At 65.5% G+C, this 22,252-nt stretch carries 20 protein-coding genes; 11 read left to right on the top strand and 9 right to left on the bottom strand.

Features of this window, described 5'->3' with window-relative positions; genetic code table 11:
• Positions 1–147 precede the first annotated feature (147 nt).
• Positions 148–693 carry a hypothetical protein gene (locus tag HNO79_RS01760; protein ID WP_010515086.1) on the bottom strand — a complete coding sequence of 182 codons (546 nt, stop codon included), beginning with the start codon at positions 691–693 and terminating at the stop codon, positions 148–150.
• Positions 690–1,937: an aminopeptidase gene (locus HNO79_RS01755; RefSeq protein WP_200410379.1), complete on the bottom strand. Its 1,248-nt coding sequence runs from the start codon at positions 1,935–1,937 to the stop codon at positions 690–692. Before HNO79_RS01755 ends, HNO79_RS01760 begins: the two co-directional genes overlap by 4 nt.
• A 127-nt stretch (positions 1,938–2,064) precedes the next feature.
• On the opposite strand from HNO79_RS01755, the gene HNO79_RS01750 reads away from it, so the two are divergent.
• Positions 2,065–2,403 carry a Rieske (2Fe-2S) protein gene (locus tag HNO79_RS01750; protein ID WP_010515084.1) on the top strand — a complete coding sequence of 113 codons (339 nt, stop codon included), beginning with the start codon at positions 2,065–2,067 and terminating at the stop codon, positions 2,401–2,403.
• Here HNO79_RS01750 and HNO79_RS01745 read toward each other — a convergent pair.
• The 3 genes from HNO79_RS01745 to HNO79_RS01735 all read right to left on the bottom strand — a co-directional run bounded on the left by HNO79_RS01745 (position 2,366) and on the right by HNO79_RS01735 (position 4,927).
• Positions 2,366–2,884, bottom strand: a complete 519-nt coding sequence (locus HNO79_RS01745) for a DUF4186 domain-containing protein (protein WP_214164259.1) — start codon at positions 2,882–2,884, stop codon at positions 2,366–2,368. The genes HNO79_RS01750 and HNO79_RS01745 overlap by 38 nt on opposite strands.
• A gap of 11 nt (positions 2,885–2,895) precedes the next feature.
• Positions 2,896–4,143, bottom strand: coding sequence for a tyrosine--tRNA ligase (gene tyrS, locus HNO79_RS01740; RefSeq protein ID WP_029329564.1), 1,248 nt, complete (start codon positions 4,141–4,143; stop codon positions 2,896–2,898).
• Positions 4,144–4,261: 118 nt separating this feature from the next.
• Entirely contained in the window at positions 4,262–4,927 is a 666-nt protein-coding gene (locus HNO79_RS01735; RefSeq protein WP_010507247.1) for an alpha/beta hydrolase, read from the bottom strand.
• A 575-nt stretch (positions 4,928–5,502) separates the two neighbouring features.
• Between HNO79_RS01735 and HNO79_RS01730 the strand changes: the two genes are divergently transcribed.
• From HNO79_RS01730 to HNO79_RS01690, 9 genes are all read left to right on the top strand, one after another.
• The gene (locus HNO79_RS01730; RefSeq protein WP_214164260.1) at positions 5,503–6,639 is read left to right on the top strand and encodes a cysteine desulfurase family protein; all 1,137 of its coding nucleotides are present in this window, start codon (positions 5,503–5,505) and stop codon (positions 6,637–6,639) included.
• The gene (locus HNO79_RS01725; protein ID WP_214164261.1) at positions 6,636–7,817 is read left to right on the top strand and encodes a cysteine desulfurase family protein; all 1,182 of its coding nucleotides are present in this window, start codon (positions 6,636–6,638) and stop codon (positions 7,815–7,817) included. Before HNO79_RS01730 ends, HNO79_RS01725 begins: the two co-directional genes overlap by 4 nt.
• Before the next feature lie 32 nt (positions 7,818–7,849).
• Positions 7,850–8,164 (top strand): ferredoxin family 2Fe-2S iron-sulfur cluster binding protein, encoded by a 315-nt coding sequence (locus HNO79_RS01720; protein ID WP_010515078.1) that lies wholly within the window; start codon positions 7,850–7,852, stop codon positions 8,162–8,164.
• A gap of 118 nt (positions 8,165–8,282) precedes the next feature.
• The gene (gene mnmA, locus HNO79_RS01715) at positions 8,283–9,392 is read left to right on the top strand and encodes a tRNA 2-thiouridine(34) synthase MnmA (protein ID WP_010515076.1); all 1,110 of its coding nucleotides are present in this window, start codon (positions 8,283–8,285) and stop codon (positions 9,390–9,392) included.
• Positions 9,389–10,057, top strand: coding sequence for a glutathione S-transferase family protein (locus HNO79_RS01710; RefSeq protein ID WP_010515075.1), 669 nt, complete (start codon positions 9,389–9,391; stop codon positions 10,055–10,057). Before mnmA ends, HNO79_RS01710 begins: the two co-directional genes overlap by 4 nt.
• A gap of 16 nt (positions 10,058–10,073) precedes the next feature.
• On the top strand, positions 10,074–11,171 hold the full coding sequence (locus HNO79_RS01705; RefSeq protein ID WP_214164391.1) for a glycosyltransferase family 4 protein: 1,098 nt from the start codon (positions 10,074–10,076) through the stop codon (positions 11,169–11,171).
• A gap of 121 nt (positions 11,172–11,292) precedes the next feature.
• Positions 11,293–12,294, top strand: coding sequence for a CobW family GTP-binding protein (locus HNO79_RS01700; protein ID WP_200410384.1), 1,002 nt, complete (start codon positions 11,293–11,295; stop codon positions 12,292–12,294).
• Entirely contained in the window at positions 12,291–13,355 is a 1,065-nt protein-coding gene (locus HNO79_RS01695) for a WD40 repeat domain-containing protein (protein WP_214164262.1), read from the top strand. Before HNO79_RS01700 ends, HNO79_RS01695 begins: the two co-directional genes overlap by 4 nt.
• Positions 13,356–13,471: 116 nt before the next feature.
• Positions 13,472–14,509, top strand: a complete 1,038-nt coding sequence (locus HNO79_RS01690) for a glycosyltransferase (protein ID WP_214164263.1) — start codon at positions 13,472–13,474, stop codon at positions 14,507–14,509.
• Here the strand turns inward: HNO79_RS01690 and HNO79_RS01685 are convergent.
• From HNO79_RS01685 to HNO79_RS01675, 3 genes are all read right to left on the bottom strand, one after another.
• Positions 14,492–15,847, bottom strand: a complete 1,356-nt coding sequence (locus HNO79_RS01685; protein ID WP_010515069.1) for a chloride channel protein — start codon at positions 15,845–15,847, stop codon at positions 14,492–14,494. The two genes, HNO79_RS01690 and HNO79_RS01685, sit on opposite strands and share 18 nt — an antisense overlap.
• A 159-nt stretch (positions 15,848–16,006) precedes the next feature.
• Complete coding sequence (locus tag HNO79_RS01680; RefSeq protein WP_010515068.1) at positions 16,007–16,909, bottom strand: cation diffusion facilitator family transporter; 903 nt, start codon at positions 16,907–16,909, stop codon at positions 16,007–16,009.
• Between the two features lie 22 nt (positions 16,910–16,931).
• The gene (locus HNO79_RS01675) at positions 16,932–18,002 is read right to left on the bottom strand and encodes a cation diffusion facilitator family transporter (protein WP_214164264.1); all 1,071 of its coding nucleotides are present in this window, start codon (positions 18,000–18,002) and stop codon (positions 16,932–16,934) included.
• A 150-nt stretch (positions 18,003–18,152) separates the two neighbouring features.
• On the opposite strand from HNO79_RS01675, the gene HNO79_RS01670 reads away from it, so the two are divergent.
• Entirely contained in the window at positions 18,153–19,838 is a 1,686-nt protein-coding gene (locus HNO79_RS01670; protein ID WP_214164265.1) for an NAD(P)/FAD-dependent oxidoreductase, read from the top strand.
• A 98-nt stretch (positions 19,839–19,936) separates the two neighbouring features.
• Here HNO79_RS01670 and HNO79_RS01665 read toward each other — a convergent pair whose 3' ends face one another.
• A complete protein-coding gene (locus tag HNO79_RS01665) occupies positions 19,937–22,186 on the bottom strand; it encodes a primosomal protein N' (protein ID WP_214164266.1) in 2,250 nt (749 codons plus the stop codon).
• Positions 22,187–22,252 lie beyond the last annotated feature (66 nt).

Raw genomic sequence — 22,252 nt, 5'->3', positions numbered from 1 at the left:
AGGAAGGTGGGTTCACAAAGACCGCCTGCGTCTCGCCGCGTCAGTCATGAAGGCATTTCTGGTCAGGCTTTTTCAGGAAGCTTCAGGAGATGCCACCTTTTTGGAAAAAGGCGGCACCCAGAAACTTTTGTTTTTATCAACAGGGGGTTAACGCCCCATTTCCTGCTGCTGGCTGTCGCTACCGTTCATGATCTGGATCAGCGCCTGTGTCTGCGCCGTATGTGACTTGAGCAGGCTGACATTGTCCGGATTCAGCGGCGGCATGGACTTGCTGTCCTGCGGGGGGTGCTGCATGACGGCGGCGGTCATGCCAAAGGTGGTGATGCCCATGACGAATTCACGTGCCGTCATGTGACCCTGCTGCAGGATCGGCGCAAGCTGGGGCATGGCTTCGGTGCGCTTGATCGTGTCTTCCAGCGACAGGTTCGGCGTTTCGGGGGGGGTGATGCGCGAATTGCGGATCTGTTCCATCACCGGCGTCATGCGCGTGAAGAAATCCTTGGGCAGCCTGTACTGCGCCACGGTTTCCATATCGTGCCTGATCGCGGCCTGCTGGGCGGCACTTGGGGCCTGCTGGGTCATCTGCTGTGTGGACTGCTGGGCCATGGCGGATGGCATGACGGCGGGCAGGCGGGTCAGGGCAAGGGCGCAGGTGGTGGCCAAAAGCGCCTTGCGCACGAAGGAAGAAGTCATGGCTGGTTGCTCCATTCGCCCTGTCTCATCAGGGGTTCGCGGGTACCATCATGGTTGATGGCGTCCACGTCGATTTTGCTGGACCCGATCATCCAGTCAATATGGATAAAGCTGGTATTGGCCCCCTGCTGCGCCAGATGGGCTTCGGTCAGGCTGTCGGTATCCAGCATGCATTTGGCATAGGACTGGCCCAGCGCGATGTGGCTGGCGGCGTTTTCGTCAAACAGCGTGTTACGGAACAGGATGCCGCTTTGTGAAATGGGGGAGGACGCGGGCACCAGCGCCACTTCACCCAGCCTGCGTGCGCCATCATCGGTATCGAGTATGCGTTCCAGCACGTCCTGCCCGGTGCGGGCATGGGCTTCGACAATGCGGCCGTCTTCAAAACGCACGGCGATATCGTCAATCAGCGTGCCCTGATGGAACAGCGGCTTGGTCGCGCGTACCGTTCCGCTGACCTTGCGGGCATGCGGGGTGGTGAACACTTCCTCGGTCGGGATGTTGGGGTTGCAGGTGATCCCGTTGCCCGCGGGTTCCGCCCCCCCGGCCCATGCATGGCCATCGGCCAGCCCCACGGTCAGGTCGGTGTCCGGCCCGGTGAAATGCAGGGCCGCGAAACGACGTTCGTTCAGCCATGTCGCACGTTTGTGCAGGTGGGCGTTATGGGCTTTCCATTCGGCCACCGGGTCGTCCACCATCACGCGTGATGCCTGGAAAATGGCATCCCACAACCGGCTGACCGCCGCATCCGCCGACAGGTCGGGAAACACCTGGGCCGCCCATGCTGGGGTGGCGAAGGCCACGATGTTCCAGTTGATGGCGAAGCGGGTGATCAGTTCCATGGCCGGACGCCCCGCGCGCGATGCCGCACGCCCCACGCGGGAGACGCGTTCGGCATTTTCATTGGCCAGCAGCACCGGGTTCCCACCCGTGATCGCCATGCGCGCCGCCCCCTTGCGGTAGGCGTTGGCCATGCCGTCCTGCAGCCAGTCGGCGGCAGTGTCCAGCGTATCATCGGCGGCATGGCGGAAGCGGGCCAGTGTCGCCACGTCATCGGCATAGAACGGCGTCACCAGTGACGCCCCGGCCCGGTAGGCGTGTTCCGTGATGCGGCGGACCAGCGGCACGGCATCCAGTGGTGCCGTGATCAGAAGCTGCTGCCCGTGTGCGATATTCACGCCAACGCGGACGGCGACCTCAGCCAGACGGTCCAGAAGATGTTCATGCTGGGGTGAAAGAACCATGCGTCATCATATCCTGTTAATGTTGGCCGGTGCGCCGCATGCCTGCGACAGGGCGCATGCACGATAGACGACGCACCCCATTCACGTAAGATGGTAACTGCGCAGCAGGGGGGAAGGCATGGAGTCAATGAAACAGGCGTTACCGGGTTCCCGTCCCCTGTGCACGTTATCCGCCGCGCGTGAGGCGCCCCAGCGGGTCATGTGCGATGGCCGGGCGCTGGTGGTGTGGATGGTGGATGACGTGCTTCCCGCCGTGATCGATGACCGCTGCCCCCATGGCAATGCCCGCCTGTCCGCTGGTTACGTGCTGTATGGCCGCATTGTCTGTCCGCTACATATGTGGACCTTCGGTCCCGACGGGCGCGCGCAGGCCCCCGGTGGCCGGGTGGAGGCCGCAGGCCCGATGCCGCGTTCGTATGAATGCTGGATCAGCGGGGATCAGGTCTGGGCGCGGATTGCGGCGTAGCGGCCGCATCGCGCCGTATCCATTCCTGTATGACCGACAGGATATAGGCCTGCTGTGTTGCATCGAGCGGCTGGCCTGCAGGCATGGCGTGCCATTTGGCAACGCAGCCACGACAGCAGGTGCCCGTGGCATGCTGGGCGATGAAAACCGGGTGTCCCCGCCACGGGGTCTGCCGCCCGTCCTTTTCCGGGTGGGCGGGGGCGAGTCGGGTGGCGATGAAATCCGCCGCGTGCGTCATGACTTCAGGCAGGCCCCGCGTGGCCAGGTACTCCCGTTCCTTTGCCCCAAGGTGGAAGCGCGCGCGGAAACGTGAATAGGCCAGCCGTTCCCACAGTTCCGGCGGCACGGCAGGCAGCGGTGGCAGGCTGGCGGGCGCGGCGCGTGGGGATTCGGATGCGGGGGTGGAGGCAGGCGCTGCTGGCGCGAACAGGTCGGGCTGCTGTGCCTGCGCCCTGTCACGGCCTGCCTGCCTGCGTGTCATGGCCGTGTCCTTCAGGCCGGCTGGACCAGGATATGGCGCTTGCGGCCCGATGACAGCTTGAGCGCGCCGTCAATCAGGTCCCTGTCGGATACGACCTGCGCCTCGTCCCGGATCACCACGTCATTCACCCGTGCGCCGCCGCCACGGATCAGGCGACGGGCCTCCCCGTTGCTTGCGGCAAGGCCGGCTTCCACAAACACGCGGAAGGCGGGCATGCCTTCGGCCAGCAGTGCGGCGGGCAGGGACACGGTGGGCAGGGCGGCGGCGGTGACGGCCCCTTCCTCGAACGTGCGGCGTGCGGCCTCGGCGGCTTCCTCGGCGGCGGCGCGGCCGTGGCACAGGGCCGTGGCCTCGGTGGCGAGGACCTTCTTCGCTTCATTGATTTCCGCGCCGCCAAGGGCCGCGAGACGGTCACATTCCGCAATGGGCAGCTCGGTAAACAGCTTGAGGAAGCGGCCAACATCCGCATCCTCCACATTACGCCAGAACTGCCAGTATTCGAAAACCGGCAGCCGCTGCGCCGAAAGCCAGACGGCGCCCTGCGCCGTCTTGCCCATCTTCGCGCCGGAACTTGTGGTCAGCAATGGCGTTGTCAGGCCGAAGACCTGGGCGCCGTTCATCCTGCGGACAAGATCAATGCCCGAGACGATGTTGCCCCACTGGTCCGATCCCCCCATCTGCAGGGTCACGCCATGACGGCTGTTCAGTTCCCGGAAATCATAGGACTGGAGAATGGAGTAATTGAACTCCAGGAACGTCAGGCCCTGCTCACGTTCCAGCCGCGACCGCACCGAGTCGAAGGACAGCATGCGGTTGACGGAAAAATGGATGCCCACATCGCGCAGCAGGTCGATGTAGGACAGACGGTCCAGCCAGTCGGCATTGTTGGTCAGCAGCGGGTCGGCCGGCCCGGTGCCCAGCGGCAGGAACTGCCGCAGGCAGCCTTCCACCCCGCGCATGTTGGTGGCGATGGTTTCCGCCGTCATGAGCTTGCGCGCTTCCTCCCGGAAGGACGGATCGCCAATTTTCGCGGTGCCGCCACCCACCAGCGCCACGGCGCGGTGGCCATGGCGGTGCAGCAGGCGCAGCATCATGATCTGGATCAGGCTGCCCACGTGCAGGCTGTCCGCCGTGGGATCGAAACCGATATAGCCCCCCACCGGACCGGCCTGCATGGCCGCGTCAAGCGCGTCCATGTCGGTGCACTGGAAAATGAAGCCGCGTGCTTCGGCTTCCCGGAGGAATTCACTCTTGGGCATGATCTGTTCCGCGCTGTGATAGGCATCGCTGGCCGGGCCGCCCCGGCGCGGACCAGCCTCTAGCATGTTCACGGCCCATCATGGAACAGCCCGGCCCGACCGGGGTGGGTTGGGGGGATCAGTCGGCGGCCAGCGCCAGCGCCTTGCGGTTCATGACCGTGCTGACATGGTCTTCCAGCGCCTCGGCCACCTGGTCGGCATGGTTGGCGAAGACGTGGTCCGCGCCCTTGAATATGCGGTAGTCCACTGTCACGCCCTTCTGGGTGTTCAGCTTGTCCACCAGCTTGCGCACGGCGGGTTCGGGCACCAGTTCGTCATTCTCGCCCGCGATCATCAGCCCACCGCACGGGCAGGGGGCAAGAAAGCCGAAATCATAGTGGTTGGCCGGGGGGGCCACACTGATCCAGCCCGTGATCTCGGGGCGGCGCATGAGCAGCTGCATGCCGACGAACGCACCGAACGAATAGCCCGCGATCCACAGGCCGCTGGCGTTCGGGTTGACCATCTGCATCCAGTCAAGGGCGGCGGCGGCGTCCGAAATCTCGCCAATGCCGCCGTCATAGCGCCCCTGCGAGCGCCCGACCCCACGTGAATTGTAGCGCATGACCGAGAAGCCCATTTTCTCGAACGCGCGGTACATCGCATAGGTGATGCGGTTGTTCATGGTTCCGCCATGCAGCGGGTGGGGATGGAGTACCAGCGCAAGCGGCGCGTTGGGCGCGCTTGAATGATGGTATCGACCTTCCAGACGGCCATCAGGGCCGGCAAACATGACCTCAGGCATAGGTGTCCCGCATTTGCGTTTTCCCGCGCATTCCAGGCATTGCGGCAGGAAATGTTGCTGTTGCAGCCCGCCCGACCGGCGATGCCCCGTCAGGTCGGCAGGCAGAGAAAATGCTGTCTTTCGGTGTCAACTGTGCCGGAAGCTGGAATACACCGTGTATTCACCCGCTGGCGGTCACACGAAAAACAGAATTGATCCGGTCTGGTATGTCAGGCCGAAAGTATACCAACCCGCCTGATAATGGGCCTGTTGCCTACCGGACAAAAGTGCGTCTTCGGCAGGCGTGCCCTGCGCGGGGGGCAGATATGGTCATGCATCGTGTCCACCCGGCATGGGGATCAGGCTTTTTTCGGTGGCGGGCCGGGTGTGTCGTATCGGTTTGCTCTCCTTGCCATGCCCGGATGGCGGGCGGGCGACATTGAGGCAGCGGTATGGAAATGGTGTGTGCACCAGCCATAACACGTTGCAATAAATATTATGTTGCGCTGCCTTATAGCGGTGTGGATTCACAAAATGCCAGATAAATCGTAATCCATGTCGCAAAACGACTTGGCGTAACCATATGGCTGGATAGCATGAACACCCGACGCGACAGTTTTAGCTACCTCGACGCGAATGCGTCCGAACCCGTCCGGCCCGAGGCTCTGGCCGCCATGGTTGCGGCGGCGGACGTAGTGGGGAATCCCGCATCCGTTCACCGTGCGGGGCGTGCCGCGCGTGCCGTTCTGGAAACCGCGCGCGAGGGGCTGGCCGCCCTGTTCGGGGTGATGGCGGAAAACTGTGTCCTGACATCGGGCGGGACAGAGGCGAACGTGCTGGCCATTACCGGTCAGGCCCATGGCAGGCGGGTGCTGGTGGGGGCCAGCGAACATGACGCGGTCAGGGCGGCGGCACGGGCGCAGGTGGTGCCCGTTGGTCGCGATGGTGTGCTGGATACCGGCGCGCTGGAACGCATGCTGGCAGCCGATGGCGGCACGCCAGCGCTGGTCTGTGTCATGCTGGCCAATAACGAAACCGGTGTCATCAATCCCGTACGCGACATTGCTGCGCTGTGCCATGCCCATGGTGCGCTGGTGCATGTGGATGCGGTGCAGGCGGCGGGTCGCATTCCCTTCACCATGGATGGGCTGGGGGCGGACAGTATCGCCATTTCAGGCCATAAATTTGGCGGCCCGAAGGGGGCTGGTGCGCTGCTGCTGGCGGGTGCGCGGTTCCACGCCATCACCCCGCTGCTGGCAGGTGGGGGGCAGGAACAGGGTCGGCGTGGCGGCACGCCCGCGCTGCCCGCCATTGCCGGCATGACGGCTGCCGCCACGGTGGCGGTGGCGGATATGGCGCAGCAGGCCACCCGGCTGGCCGCATTGCGCGACCGGATCGAGGCGGCGGCGGTGGCGGCGGGTGCGCAGATCTGCGGCGCGGATGCCCCGCGCCTGGCCAATACGAGCAGCCTGCTGCTGTCCGGACGGCGGGCGCAGACGCAGCTGATCGCGCTGGACATGGCGGGGTGCTGCGTTTCGGCCGGGTCAGCCTGCTCATCGGGCAAGGTCACGCGTTCGCACGTGCTGGACGCCATGGGATTTGGGGAGGACGCGGGCTGCGCCATCCGTGTGTCCCTGCCATGGTCGGTGACACAGGCGCAGGTCGATGGCTTCATAGCCGCCTACACGGCCATGGCCGGGCGCCTGCCCGCGGTGCAGGCAGGTGCGGCATGAATGCGTATCCTGACCTGATCTACCTTGACTATCAGGCCACCACGCCATGCGATCCCCGCGTAATGGCGGAAATGATGCCGTGGTTTACCGAAAGCTTCGCCAATCCCCACAGCCTGGACCATGCGGCGGGGCGCGCGGCCCATGACGCGGTGGAACAGGCCCGGGCCGACGTTGCGGCGATACTGGGGGCAGACGCGCGTGAGATCGTGCTGACCTCCGGTGCGACGGAAGCCAACAACATCGCCATCAAGGGCGCGGTGCGTCACCTGCTGGAGCGTGGCGATCCGCGCAGGCGTGTCATCACGCTGGCGACCGAACATAAATGCGTGCTGGAATCGGTGCGTGACCTGGGCCGTGAGGGGTGCGAGCCGGTGATCCTGCCGGTCCGGCCAGACGGCACGCTGGACCCGGCCGTGCTGGAGGAGGCGCTGCATGTCCCGACGCTGCTGGTCAGCATCATGGCAGCCAATAACGAAACCGGGGTGATGCAAGATCTCGCGCACCTCGCCCCGCTGGTCCGCAAGGCGGGCGCCCTGCTGCACAGCGACCTGGCGCAGGCCGTGGGCAAGGTGGATGTGGACGTGCGGGCATGGGATCTCGACCTTGCATCCGTGTCCGGGCACAAGCTGTATGGCCCCAAGGGGGTGGGCGCACTGTTCGTGCGCCGCAGGCCGCGCGTGCGGCTGGCTCCGCTATTTTCAGGCGGCGGGCAGGAACGCGGTCTGCGGTCGGGTACGCTGCCTGCCCCGCTGGTGATCGGATTCGGGGCCGCGTGCCGGATCGCACGCAGCGAAGGGGCGGCGGAGCGCGCGCGGCTGGCGGGCCTGCGGGACCGGTTTCTGGCGGCGCTGCGGGCGGGATGTGAGGGCGTGCATGTCCATGGCAGCATGTCGGGACGGCTGGCGGGCAATCTCAACCTGCGCTTTGACGGGGTGCGGGCGCTGGACCTTCTGCGGGCTGCGCCGCAGCTGTGCCTGTCCACCGGGTCGGCCTGTTCCTCGGCCGAGGTGACGCCATCCTATGTGCTGACGGCCATGGGGCTGGACGGTGTTCAGGCCGCCGGAGGCTTGCGTCTGGCCGTCGGACGCTATACCTCAGCCGCCGATGTGGATCGCGCGGCGGCAATCATGTGTCAGGCTGTGGCACGGTGCCGCGCGACAGGCAGTTCTTCGCCATAGATCGGGCGAATGGTAGCAGGCAGGATGGAAAGATGGCGCATATAGTATTCATCGAGCGTGACGGCACCCGCCGTGAAGTTGCGGCCCCGCTGGGCCTGTCAGTTCTGGAAATCGCCCACAAGAACGGGATCGACCTGGAAGGCGCGTGCGAGGGCTCGCTGGCCTGCGCCACCTGCCACGTGGTGGTCGACCCCGAATGGGCGCCGAAGCTGACGCCACCGACCGAGGATGAGGAAGACATGCTCGACCTTGCCTTCGGTCTGGAAAAAACGTCCCGTCTGGGCTGCCAGATCGTGATGACCGAGGCACTGGACGGTCTGGTGGTGCGTCTGCCGCGCACGTCCTGACCGGCGCCTGTTATACACCGCGCGGAATGATACGCGCGCAACATGATGTTTGACGTGCGATGCCCGGGGGCGGATAGTCCTGCGGGCATTGCCTGTCATCGGGAAGTGGAACCAAGCCATGCGCATTCTTGTGGCCATGTCCGGCGGGGTGGACAGTTCCGTCGTTGCCGCCCGTCTGGTGGACGAGGGGCACGAGGTGATCGGCGCGACCCTCCAGCTCTATGACTCACGCGAGAGTACGAAAAAGGGCGCGTGCTGCGCGGGCCGTGACATTCATGACGCCCGTCGCGTGGCCGACAGGCTGGGCATTCCCCATTACGTTATCGATGCCGAACGCCGTTTCCATGACAGCGTGATCGGCACGTTCGCCGATGCGTATGCCGCGGGCGAAACCCCGGTGCCCTGCGTTGCGTGCAATCAGGGCGTGAAGTTTACCGACCTGCTGGGCATGGCCCGTGACCTTGGTGTGGACGCCATGGCGACCGGCCATTACGTCCGCCGCGTGGATGGCCCGGATGGCGTGGAAATGCACCGCCCCGTGGATGCGGGGCGTGACCAGTCATGGTTTCTGTTCGCCACTACGCGCGACCAGCTTGATTTCCTGCGCTTTCCGCTGGGCGACATGCCGGACAAGGCCGCCGTGCGGGCGGAAGCGGAACGTTTTGGCCTGGCGGTTGCGGGCAAGCCCGACAGTCAGGACCTGTGTTTCGTGACCGACGGCTCCTATGCCGGGCTGGTGGAAAAACTGCGGCCCGATGTGACGGGGGCGGGCGAAATCGTGGACCGGTCCGGTCATGTGGTGGGCCAGCATGAAGGTGTGACCCGCTACACCGTGGGGCAGAGCAAACGGCTGGGCAATGCCGCGATGCAGCATGGCGAACGCCAGATGGTGGTCGGCATCGAACCAGCCAGCAAACGTGTGGTGATCGGCCCGCGCGCGCAGGCCGTGGCCCGTACGCTCATGCTGCGCAACATGAACTGGCTGGTGCCTCCGCCGGGGCCGGAGGGCCTGCGGTGTGCCGTGCAGATCCGTGCGCGTGAAGCCGCCCGGCCTGCCACGGTCTGGCAGGCCCCGGATAATGGCGCGCGGGTGGAACTGGATGAAGGTGCGGTGCCCGCACCGGGGCAGGCCTGCGTGATGTATGATGGCACGCGGGTGCTGGGCGGTGGCTTTATCCGCCGGGTGGACGCGGTTCAGGCCGGAAGCGAAGGAAAGGCGGCATCATGAGTGACGGGATTCTGGTCATTGGCACGCGGCGGTATTCGTCATGGTCGCTGCGCGGGTGGCTGGCTGTGCGGCTGGCCGGGCTGGATGTGCGCGAACAGGTGATTCCGCTGGCGGATAATGGGGAAACGCCCGCCATCCGAACCATTTCGCCCAATGGCAAGGTGCCTTATCTGGAACATAAGAACATCGCGGTGTGGGAAAGCATCGCCATATGCGAATACTGTGCCGAACAGGCCCCCGGCCTGTGGCCGCAGGATGCGCGGCAGCGGGCATACGCGCGCAGCATCTCGGCAGAAATGCATGCAGGCTTCCGGGCAGTGCGGCAGGCCATGCCCATGAACCTCGGGCGGGACAGCCGCCCGCTCGCGGCGGGCACCACGCCGGATATTGATGCGGACATCGCCCGTATCGACGCCATCTGGACCGAAGCCCGGCTGGATTTCGGCAAGGGGGGCGCGTTCCTGTTCGGGGCGACATTCGGCATGGCGGACGCCATGTTCGCACCAATCGTCGCGCGTTTCCTGTCCTATGGCATCAACCCGTCACCGGAATCGCGGGCTTACATGATGGCCGTGCGCGCCCATCCGCTGGTTGATGACTGGTACCAGCAGGCCGCACAGGAACCCGCCGAATGGCGGCAGTCCCGTTTCGAGGACATCGCCTGAGACCCCGCCCGTGATCATGCCATGGCGCGTGGCCGTGGTCCTGCCCGCGCGTGAGGGGTTTTCCCCCGGTGCCGTGGGGGCGATCGGCCTTCAGGTTGCGGCTCTTGCAGGGTCACAGGATGTCATTATCGGGCCACCGCTGGCAGGACCGTCCCTGCTGCCGGGCCATGATTACAGCGCCGTGCAGCCCGGCCTGTGGCCACCGGGCAGGCGCAGCGTGCGGTACGCCGCCGCCGTGCTGCGCGCGGTGGCCGAAAGTGGCGCGGCGGTGGTGGAAGTCCACAACCGCCCCGATACCGCCCATTACATTGCCCGCCACCGCCCCGGACAGCGCGTGCTGCTGGTGCTGCATAACGACCCGCAGGGCATGCGGGATGCGGAAACCCCGGCCCAGCGGCGCAGTCTGCTGCGGCTTATGGACGTAGCCTGCGTGTCGGGCTGGTTGCGGCAGCGGTTCCTGGATGGCCTGCCCGATACCTGTGCGCGGCATGTGGGGCTGTCGCCCAATGGCGTGGCGTTGCCAGCAGCTGTTCCCCCCATGGCGCAGCGTGCCCGCTGCGTGCTGTTTGCCGGGCGCATCGTTGCGGACAAGGGGGCCGACCTGTTTGTCGCGGCCTGCGCACGGCTTGCGCAGATCCATCCCGACTGGAATTCCTGCATGATCGGCGCCGACCGCTTCCGGGCCGACGCGCCTGTGACCCCGTTCGTCTCCGACCTGCTGCCCAGCGCTGCGGCGGCGGGGGTGGAGATGGCCGGATACAGGCCACATGCACAGGTGCTGGCCGCCATGGCGCAGGCATCCATCGTGGTCGTGCCCAGCCGCTGGCCCGAACCGTTCGGCATGACCGCGCTGGAAGCCATGGCCGCGGGAGCCGCCCTGATCGCGGCCCCCGCGGGCGGATTGCCGGAAGTGGTGGGCAATGGCGGCCTGCTGTGTGCACCCGCCCCCGCGGCGGGGCTGGCACAGGCCATTGCCGGACTGATGGACGACCTGCCCGCGCGTGATGCCCTTGCCGCGCGCGGGCGCGCACAGGCCGCGCGTTTCAGTATTGATCATGCCCGCGCCTGTCGCGTGGCAATGCGTGATGCAGCCCTGCACCGGGGCGGGGCCTGACCGCCTTTTCCGTTTTTCTGTGCTGACGGGTATGGGACAGGTCGCCCCATGGCCCTATATCTGGGCAGACAAGGCTTAACGCCACGTATGATGCAGGCAATTTGAAAAGACCGGAGGCCATATGTCCGATACCGTTCAGGCGTCGCCCGACGCCGCAGCTCAGAACACCCTTGTGCCGGTGACGGTGCTGACGGGATTCCTCGGCGCGGGCAAGACGACGCTGCTCAACCATATCCTCACGGCGCAGCATGGCCGCAAATACGCGGTGGTGGTGAATGAGTTCGGTGAACTCGGCGTGGACAACGACCTCGTGGTGGATGCCGACGAGGAAGTGTTCGAGATGAACAACGGCTGCATCTGCTGCACCGTGCGCGGCGACCTGATCCGCATCCTCGGCAACCTCATGAAACGCCGGGCGAAGTTTGACGGCATCATTGTCGAGACAACCGGCCTGGCTGATCCCGCCCCGGTCGCACAGACCTTTTTTGTCGATGAGGACGTGCGCGGCAAGACCCGTCTGGATGCCGTGGTCACGGTGGTCGATGCCTACAACGTCATCCAGACGCTGGATGAAAGCCCCGAGGCAGTGAACCAGATCGCGTTTGCCGATGTCATCATCCTCAACAAAACCGACCTTGTGGATGACGTCGCGCTGGCTACCATCGAATCGCGCATCCGTTCCATCAACGCCGTGGCCCGCATCCACCGTGCGCAGCGTGGCGACGTGCCACTGTCCGATGTGCTGGACCAGGGCGGGTTCGACCTGCAGCGCGCGCTGGAACACGCGCCGCATTTCCTTGAGGACACCAGCCATTCCCACGAAGCGGACGTGACCTCCCTGTCCTATGAAGTGGAGGAACCGCTGGACGCGGCCAAGTTCCAGGCATGGATCGGCGCGGTGCTGCAGGAACAGGGTGCTGATATCCTGCGCGCCAAGGGGATCCTGAACTATGCCGGTGAAGACCAGCGCTTCGCCTTTCAGGCCGTGCACATGATGGCCGATGGCGGCTTCATCGGTCCGTGGAAGGAAGGCGAGCCGCGCGTTTCGCGCCTTGTCTTCATTGGTCGTAACCTCAACCGTCCGCAGCTTCGCCGCGGTTTTGAAAGCTGCCGTGCGAAATGAGCGATACCGTGAACGATACCATCCCGCCCACCGGCCTGCTTGAACGCCGTGGGGCCATGCGCCAGCTTGAAGGCCAGATCACCGGCTGCACCGTCTCACGTGACAGCCAGCAGGTGGCCTTCGTCACGGGTGAAGGCGACATCATGGTGGCGGACCGTAGCGACTGGGGCCAGTCGGATGCATGGACCGTCACGACCGTGCATGACGGCGCGATCCTTGCCATCGCGCCCGACGCCGGCCCCACCGGCTTCCTGACGGGTGGCGATGACAGCGCCCTGCGTCGCATTGCGGCCGATGGCAGCGTAAGCGACCTTGTGAAAGGCCGCCGCTGGATCGAACACATCACGACATGGAGCAGCGGCAAAGGCGGCGTGATCGCCTTTGCATCGGGCAAGCAGGTCGAACTGCGCGATGCGGACGGGCACACGACGCTGAAGGTGCTGGATCACCCGTCCACTGTCAGTGGCATCGTGTTTGACGCCAAGGGCAAGCGCATCGCGGCCTCGCACTACAATGGCGCGTCGATGTGGTTCGTGCAGGCGAAGGTGGATACCGTGCGTCCCCTGGAATGGAAGGGCAGCCATATCGGCATCGCCATCCACCCGGCAGGCGAGGCACTGGTGACCTCCATGCAGGAATCGGAACTGCATGGCTGGCGTCTGGCGGACGGGCACAACATGCGCATGAGCGGGTATCCGTCCAAGGTGCAGTCCATGGCCTTTACCCGGAATGGCAAATGGCTGGTGACCAGCGGGGCGGACACCATCGTGATGTGGCCGTTCTTTGGGGGGGGGCCGATGGGCAAGCCCCCGGCGGAGGCCGGGGGGCTGCCGGGCGTGATGTGCACCCGCGTTGCCTGCCATCCCGTTCATGACATCGTGGCGGCAGGGTTTGCCGACGGGTCGGTGCTGATGGCCGATACCGGGGCACAGCGCATCCTGCCGGTATGCATTGGGGGATCCGGTCCGGTGACGGCGCTGGAATTCAGTCCCGATGGCTGTTGCCTTGCCTTTGGTTCGGAAGATGGCCGCGCCTGCGTGGTGGATCTGAGCGCCAAATAAGCCGGATAATGAGTAAAGGAAGTTTTTGGGTGCCGCCTTTTTTCAAAAGGCGGCGTCTTCCTGAAGCTTTCTGAAGAATGCTTCGCCAAAAACTTTTGCATGAATTGCAGGACGTTATGCGCGTACTTCATGTCATGGCGGCCCGTGGCAATGGTGGGGCCGAACTGTATTCCACCGATGTCATGCTCAGCCTGCATGACGCGGGTCTTGCGCAATGCGTGGTCATGCACTCCGTAGCTCCCCGCTGCATGGAACTGCAGCAGGCGGGCGTAGCAGTGGAAACGGCACCGCTGCGCCTGCCCCTGCGCCCATTGGTCCGTCACGCGCTGCGCCGCCTGATTGCACGCATGCAGCCCGACCTGATCCATTGCTGGCTGCGTCGTGCGGCGGAACTTGTGCCCGCGCATACGGGTGTTCCCGTCATTGGCTGGTTTGGCAATTACAAGGACCTGCGTCCCTTCGCGCATTGCGACTGGTTTGTGGGCTGCACGCCGGACATGGCGCAGTCTATGCGCGAACGCGGTGCACCCGCGGACCGGGTGGCCTATGTCCCGACCTTTCCCTCTGTCACGCCCCAGCCGCCGGTTTTACGCCGGTCGCTGGATACGCCGGATGACGCGCCGGTGCTGCTGGTGCTGTCGCGCCTGCATCCGGCCAAGGGACTGGAGACGCTGCTTGATGCGCTGGCCCTGCTGCCGCGCTGCCATGTGTGGCTGGCGGGGGAAGGGGAACTGAAAGCGGCCCTTATGGCACAGGCGGCGCGGCTGGGCCTTGCGCAACGCGTGCATTTCCTTGGCTGGCGGTCGGATCGGGGGGCGTTGATGGCGGCGGCGGACATATGTGTGCTGCCGTCGCGGTATGAACCCTTTGGTACCGTCATTCTCGATGCATGGTCGGCGGATGTGCCGCTGGTCGCCTGTGCCACGGCAGGTCCCCGGGCGCATGTGCGCGATGGGGAAAATGGCATGCTGGTACCCATTGATGACGCGCCCGCGCTGGCCGCCGCCCTGCGGCGCGTGCTGGATGACCCGGCGCTGGCCGCGCGGATCGTTGCCGGAGGGCGGCGGGACTACGAAGCGCGTTTTACCCGTCAGGCGGTCACGGCACAGTGGCGTGCGCTGTATGACCGCGTGCTGTCAGCGCGCGGCGGGTAGGGGCGGCGCGGCCGGCGGGCGTGGTGTCGCCACCGGGGTGCGGGGTGCGGTGGCCATGCCATCAAGGAACGCTTCGGCCAGTGCGGCATAAAGTGGCTGCGAACAGATCATGCGCGAGACGCCATAGGCCAGGAACGACGTGGCCAGCAGCGCCAGCGTCACCTGCTGGTTGTCACACATTTCCATCACGATGACCGATGCGGTCAGCGGTGACTGCACCACGGCGGAAAAATAGGCCACGGTGCCCAACAGCACCACGGCGCCGGGCGTGGTATGCGGCAGGAACTGCGCGACCCACCCCCCGAACCCGGCCCCGATGGCCAGCGACGGCGCGAACAGCCCCCCCGGAATGCCCGAACAGTAGGAAATGATGGTGGCGATGAACTTCAGGATGAAGAAAGACGCGGGATAATGCGTCTTGCCTTCAATGATTTCATGCGCCTGTTCATAGCCGGTGCCATAGGTGATCCCGTCCGATGCGATGCCGATCACCGCCAGCAGCAGCCCGCACGCGGCGGCGAAGGCAACCGGCCTGCCGCGCGCAAACCGCCCCAGCCCGCCGGGCAGGCCGCGCGTGGCCCGGATCAGGATGGCGGAAAAGACCCCGCCCCCGATCCCGCCAAGGATGCCGCAGGTCGGCACGGCGATCCAGCTTATGCCGATTGGTACCACGACATCCGTATGCCCGAAATAGCTGTAGTTCCCCACCAGGGCGATGGCCGTGACACCCGACAGGATCACCCCCGTCAGCATGGTGCCGCTGGTGCGCTGTTCAAAGGAATGGCTGAGTTCCTCGATCGCGAACACGATACCGGCCAGCGGCGTGTTGAACGCAGCCGACACCCCCGACGCCCCACCGGCCAGGATCAGCCCGCGCCGCATGCTGACGGTGGACAGGTTCAGCCACCGTCCACAGGCATGCATGATGGCGGCACCTATCTGCACGCTCGGCCCCTCACGCCCGATGGAGCCACCAGCCACCAGGCCCAGCGTGGTCAGCACGATCTTGCCCGCCGCCACCCGCAGCGACAGCAGCCGGTCGATGATGGCGAAATTCTCAAGGTGCAGCGTGGCGATGGTCTGCGGTATGCCGCTGCCCTGCGCGCCCCGGAACCATGTGCGCGTCAGCCACGTGGACAGCGCCAGCCCCGCGGGCGTAAGCGCCAGCATGATCCATGGGCTGATGGCGATGATATGGTTGCGCAGCGTGGCCGCCGCATCCGCTGCCATGGCGAAACCCACCGCAACCACCCCCACCACGACGGCGGCTGCCCAGCATGCCAGCTTGCGCCGCCACTGTTCGGTGGTGATGCGGGCGGAACGGCGCAGGTGGCGCATATGCTTCCTGCGGATATCAGTAAGGTCGGTTCGCATTACCGGCAATGTACTTTCAGCAACGGCACTGACATGTAAAACCGGGCCGGGACAGTCCGGTTGCGGGGCCAGGGCAGCATTTATCGCAGGTCAGCCGACCATCTGGCGAACGGCCGGAGGATCCTATGGCAGTACCAGCACGCCCGTATGCTTGGCCTTGCGTTCAGGTTCGACGTGGATGTGGATCAGCGCATCCCCCACACCCGCGCGCAGCCCGTCCTCGATCCGGTCGCAGATATGGTGGGCATCCTCTACGCTCATGGCGCCGGGCACGACAAGGTGGAATTCGATGAATGTCATGGCGCCCACGATACGCGCGCGGATGTCATGCGCCTCGATCGCGCCGGTGGCGGTATGGGAAATGATGGAGCGGATTTCCCCCAGTGTCCGGGAATCCGGTGCTTCGTCCATAAGCCCGGCAATGGAGGTGCGCATCATGTCCCACCCCGTGCGCAGTACGTTCACCGCGATCATGGCCGCCAGCAGCGGGTCCAGCCACAGCCATCCCGTCAGCGGGATCAGGACGAAGCCGCAGATAAGCACCGCCGATGTCCAGACATCGGACAGCACATGGTGCCCGCTGGCCACAAGGGCGGGGGAATGGTGCGCCCGCCCCATGCGCATGAGAAACAGCCCCCAGCCGAGGTTGAGCAGCCCCGCCCCCCCATTGAGCGAAATGCCCAGCAGCGAATCCTCGGGCGGGTGCATGTGCATGAAGCCAACCCATGCCTCATGCGCGATGGTAAGGGCGGTGATGACCACCAGTACCCCCTCCGCTACGGCGGACAGGTATTCGGCCTTGTAATGGCCATAGGTATGGTTGTGGTCGGGCGGCAGGCTGGCCACCCGCAGCGCCCACAGGCCCGCCACGGCGGAAACCACGTTTATGATCGTCTCGATCGCGTCGGAATACAGCGCGATGCTGCCCGTAACCCGCCATGCCGCGTATTTCATGCCCAGCGCGATGATGCTGACCACGACGCTGCACCATGCCGCGCGTATCTTGGTGTTGGTATTGGAAAACATATCGGGCAGGGAACTCTGGAACCTAGACTGTACGGGCGTCGGCAAGGACGCAGTGATCGGCATCGCTCAGCGTTTCGATCTGGAAGGTGGGGTGGACGATGCCAAAGCGTTCACGCAGTTCATGGGCCGCGCGGTTCAGCAGTCCATCGGGGGCATGCCCGTTTTCACTGGCGCTGCGCACCAGGTGGACCGTCAGCGCCGTTTCGGTGGTGCTGATCGGCCATATGTGCAGGTCATGCAGGTCGCACACGCCGGGCAGCGTGCGCAGGAAGGCATCCACCTGTGCTGCGTTGATGCCACGGGGCACGCGGTCAAGCGCCATGTCCAGCGAATCCCGCAGCAGTGACCACGTCGCCACGATGATGGACAGCGACACCACAAGGCAGATGACCGGGTCGATTCGCAGCCATCCCGTCATCAGGATCAGGCCACCACCGGCCACTACCGCCAGCGACATGAGCGCATCCGACGCCATGTGCAGGAACGCGCCATGCAGGTTCAGGTCCGTCTTGCCCCCGCTGGCGAACAGCATGGCCGTCACCCCGTTGACCGCAATGCCGATGCCCGCCACCACCATTACGGCAACGCCGGCCACCGGGTGCGGGTGGATCAGCCGCAGCACGGCTTCCCACATGATCCCGCCGGTCACGACCAGCAGGGCAACGGCATTGCCCAGCGCGGCCAGTATGGAAGAACGGCGCAGCCCGTACGTGAAATCGCGGCTGGGTGAACGCCGCGACAGGATTTCCGCTAGCCACGCGGCCCCCAGCGCCAGCACGTCCGACAGGTTGTGCCCCGCATCCGCCAGCAGCGACAGCGCATGGCTGCGTACGCCCCATGCCGCTTCCCCGATGACGTAGACAAGGTTCAGGACGATCCCGATGGCGAAGGCCCGGCCATATGATGCGGGCGTGTGGACATGGTGGTGGCCAAACAGCCCCCCATGGTCATGCCCGCAGTCATGGTCCGCGTGATCATGGCTGTCATGGTCGTGGCCGTGGTCATCAAGACCATGATCGTGGTCATCAAGACCATGATCATGATTATGCTCATGGCGGTCATGATCGCCATGATTATGCTGGCACTCATCCATGGGGCCGCATCCATTCATCCGGGGGAACTGAAAATATGCCGCCTTCCTAGCAGAAGGTTACGGCACGTCACCAGCACTTAGCGCATTTTGTGCGTGAGACCACCGTGATATGGCATCGCCACGGCCCCATTGCCATGGAAACGCGACCCGATGATCCGACTGACCGAACTGCGCCTGCCAATCGACCATGATGCCACCGCCCTGACGAACGCGGTGGCCGACCGGCTGGGCGTGCCGGTTGCTGACGTCACAGATATACGCATATTCCGCCGGGGGCATGACGCGCGTCGCCGCCACCGTATCGTTCTGGTCTATACGGTGGACTGCGCCGTGCGGGACGAAGCGCGCGTTCTGGCTGCGCATGACGGTGCGCGCGACATCATGGCAGCGCCGGATACGTCCTATCATTTCGTGGTTGATGACGGTCCCGCCATGGCGCGACGTGCGGATTTCGTGCGCCCGGTGGTGATTGGCGCCGGGCCATGCGGGCTGATGGCGGCACTGGTGCTGGCACAGATGGGACTGCGCCCGCTGGTGCTGGAACGTGGCAAGGTGGTGCGCGAACGCACGGTCGATACCTTCGCCCTGTGGCGCAAATCCATCCTGAACCCCGAAAGCAACGTGCAGTTTGGCGAAGGGGGGGCAGGCACCTTTTCGGATGGCAAGCTGTACAGCCAGGTCAGTGACCCGCGTCACTACGGGCGCAAGGTGCTGGCGGAATTCGTGTGCGCTGGCGCGCCGGAGGAAATCCTCTACCTGTCCCGTCCCCATATCGGTACCTTCCGCCTTGTCTCGATGGTCGAGCATATCCGTGCGGAGATCGAGGCGCTTGGGGGCGAATACCGTTTTGGCGCGCATGTGACCGATTTCGTGGTGCACGATGATGGTGCGGGCGGCCGGCGCATCGCCGCCCTGCGGCTGGCGGACGGGGATGAAATTGCGGCACGCCACGTCGTGCTGGCCATCGGACACAGCGCGCGTGATACGTTTGGCTCCCTGCATGCCGCCGGGGTGGAGATGGTGGCCAAGCCGTTTTCGATTGGCGTGCGGATCGAACACCCGCAATCCATCATCAATACCGCCCGTTACGGGCAGCCCGATACCGTGCCGCTGCTGGGGGCCGCGGATTACAAGCTGGTGCACCACGCTGCCAACGGACGCGCGGTCTATTCCTTCTGCATGTGCCCCGGCGGTACCGTTGTCGCGGCCACGTCGGAGGAGGGGCAGGTGGTGACCAATGGCATGAGCCAGTATTCCCGCGCCGAACGCAACGCCAATGCAGGCATTGTGGTGGGGGTGACGCCGGAACGCGATTATCCCGGTGGCCCGCTGGCGGGTATCGCCTTCCAGCGCGAATGGGAACGCCGCGCGTTCGAGGCCGGGGGCGGCGCCTATTTCGCCCCGGCCCAGACGGTGGGGGATTTTCTGGATGGCAGGCCATCCACCACGCTGGGCGATGTCGTGCCGTCCTATAAACCCGGTGTCACGCCCACCGATCTCGCGCGCTGCCTGCCTGAATTTGCGGTGACCGCCATGCGCGAAGCCCTGCCTGCATTTGAACGCAAGATAGCGGGCTTTTCCATGCGGGACGCCGTCATGACGGGGGTGGAGACGCGCACATCCTCCCCCCTGCGCATTCCGCGCGGGATGGATGGGCAGGGCGTGAACGTGCGTGGCCTGTTCCCCGCGGGTGAGGGGGCAGGCTATGCCGGTGGCATCCTGTCGGCGGGGATTGACGGTATCCGCATTGCCGAGGCCGTGGCGCTGTCACTGGCCGGTCGCCCGGTGGAAGTGGCCATGCAGCGCGGCATGACGCACGCCACCGATGCGCAGTAAATCATAGGACGTTTTTGGTGAGGCTTTCCTCAAAAAAGCTTCGAGGAACACCGCCTTTTTGAAAAAAGGTGGCACCCAAAAACTTTTTCATCAAGCAATTAAAGGAACGAGACCGGATCGATATCCACGTCGATCCGCGCCCCGCGTTCGGGTTTCACGCGCGACAACCATTCGCGCACGATCGGCTGCACCGCAATGTTGCGTCGCGCGCGCAGCAGCAGGCGAATGCGGTGCCGCCCGCGCAGGACGGCCAGTGGCGCGGGCGCGGGGCCAAGCACCTGCACGCCATCAAGCCGTGGGGCGTTCTGGCCCAGCGCGCGCGCGGTCAGGTCCGCCGCGTCGGGTGTTTCGGCGCTGACGATCAGGGCCGCCAGCCTGCCAAAGGGGGGCCAGAAACCCGGGCGGCGCTGTTCGGCTTCCTGTTCCATGAAGCTGGCGAAATCGCCTGATACCAGCGCCTGCATGACCGGGTGGTCGGGCACGTAGCTTTGCAGCAGCACGCGGCCCGGCGCCTCGGCACGGCCCGCACGTCCTGCGACCTGATGCAGAAGCTGAACCGTGCGTTCGGACGCACGCAGGTCGCCACCGCCCAGTCCCAGGTCGGCATCCACGATTCCCACCAGCGTCAGATGCGGGAAATGCCAGCCCTTGGCCACGATCTGCGTGCCGATCACAAGGTCGATTTCGCGCCGTGCTATGCGCTCGACCGCGGCGGCGGTGGCGGCGGGACCGTTCAGCGTATCGCTGGCCATGACCAGTATCCGCGCATCAGGGAAGGTGGCGCGGGCTTCTTCCGTTATCCGCTCCACGCCCGGCCCGATGGGGGTCAGGCTGTCGGCATCGGCGCATTTGGGGCAGGTCTGCGGAATGGGTTCGTCATATCCGCAATGGTGGCAGGTCAGGATATGGCGCGCACGGTGTTCCACCAGCCACGCGGTACAGTTGGGGCACTGCATGCGGTGGCCACAGGTGCGGCACAGTGTCAGCGGCGCGTATCCGCGCCGGTTGAGGAACAGCATCGCCTGTTCGCCGCGCCCGATCGCGTCGTTGATCGCCCCGGTCAGCACCGGCGACAGGAACAGCCCGCGTTCGGGCGGGTCCGCGCGCATGTCCAGCGTTTCCACGTCTGGCATGCTGGCGTTGCCGTGGCGTGCGCCCAGTTTCAGGTGCCGGTACCGGCCCGCGCCAACATTGGCCAGGCTTTCAAGGCTGGGCGTTGCGGAAACCAGCACCACGGGCGCACGGCTCATGCGCGCGCGGACCACCGCCATGTCGCGGGCGTGGTAGGTGACGCCGTCTTCCTGCTTGAAGGCGGTTTCGTGCTCCTCATCGACAATAATCAGGCCAAGCTGGTCAAACGGCAGGAACAGCGCCGAGCGCGCGCCCACCACGACCCGCGCCGTGCCATCGGCCACTGCCCGCCATGTCACCCGGCGCAGGCGTGACCCGAGGTCGGAATGCCACAGGGCGGGTTCCGTGCCAAAGCGGCGGGAAAACCGCCCCGTCCATTGGGCCGACAGTGCGATTTCCGGCAGCAGCACCAGCGCCTGCCGTCCCGCTGCGATACATGCGGCGATGGCCTCCATGTAAATCTCGGTCTTGCCCGACCCGGTCACGCCTTCCAGCAGGGTGATGGAAAAGCTGTCTTCCGCCACGCGGGCACGCAGTTCGGTTGCGACCTCCGCCTGGTCACCTTCCAGAACGGGGGGACAATGCGCGGGATCGGGACGGGCGAAAGGTGGCGGCGGGGCGATTTCAACCGCCCGCAGCGCACCCGCCTGCGCCAGCCCCCGGATCATGGCAGCACCTGCACCCGCGCGGCGGGCCAGTTCCGTTGTGGTCAGGGGCGTTCCTTCGGCGGCGGCATCCAGCACTTTCTGGCGCGCGGGTGTCATGCGCAGGTCCGCAGGCAGCGTCGGGGCCGCGACCCACCCGGTTGCGGGACGTGGCAGCGGCGCCAGCGCATTGGCCCGCAACGCCATGGCCAGCACCATGCCCGGAGGGGAAAGGGTATAGGCCGCCACCCAGTCCACGAACTGCCGCAGTTGCGCGGGCAGTGGCGGCAGGTCCAGGCGGGCCGCCACGGGCTTGAGGCGCGATGTCGCCACCTCCTTCTGGGGGGAGGGGGTGAATTCGGGGGGCAGACAGGAGACCGCGTCCCATATCACCCCCGTTTCGGTGCGACGGCCCAGTGGCACGGTCACGATGTCACCCGGGCGGGCATCCGCCAGGCGCGGTGGCAGCAGGTAGTCCAGCGGCCCGGCAAAGGGCAGGGTCAGCATGACCCGCACGCGGCCATCGGCAGGGGCGGGCAGCAGGTCCGGTTGTGAAGGATTGCGATGCGGCATGTGTTTTTCTACCGTCGCCCGTCGCCCGTGTCTTGTCCATCATGGGCGCATGGCGCACACATCGTC

Source organism: Komagataeibacter oboediens (assembly GCF_018491655.1).
In the GTDB taxonomy this organism is placed as follows: Bacteria; Pseudomonadota; Alphaproteobacteria; order Acetobacterales; family Acetobacteraceae; genus Komagataeibacter; species Komagataeibacter oboediens.
Note: the sequence above shows the minus strand (reverse complement) of the source record. Positions and strands in the feature narration are given on the sequence as shown.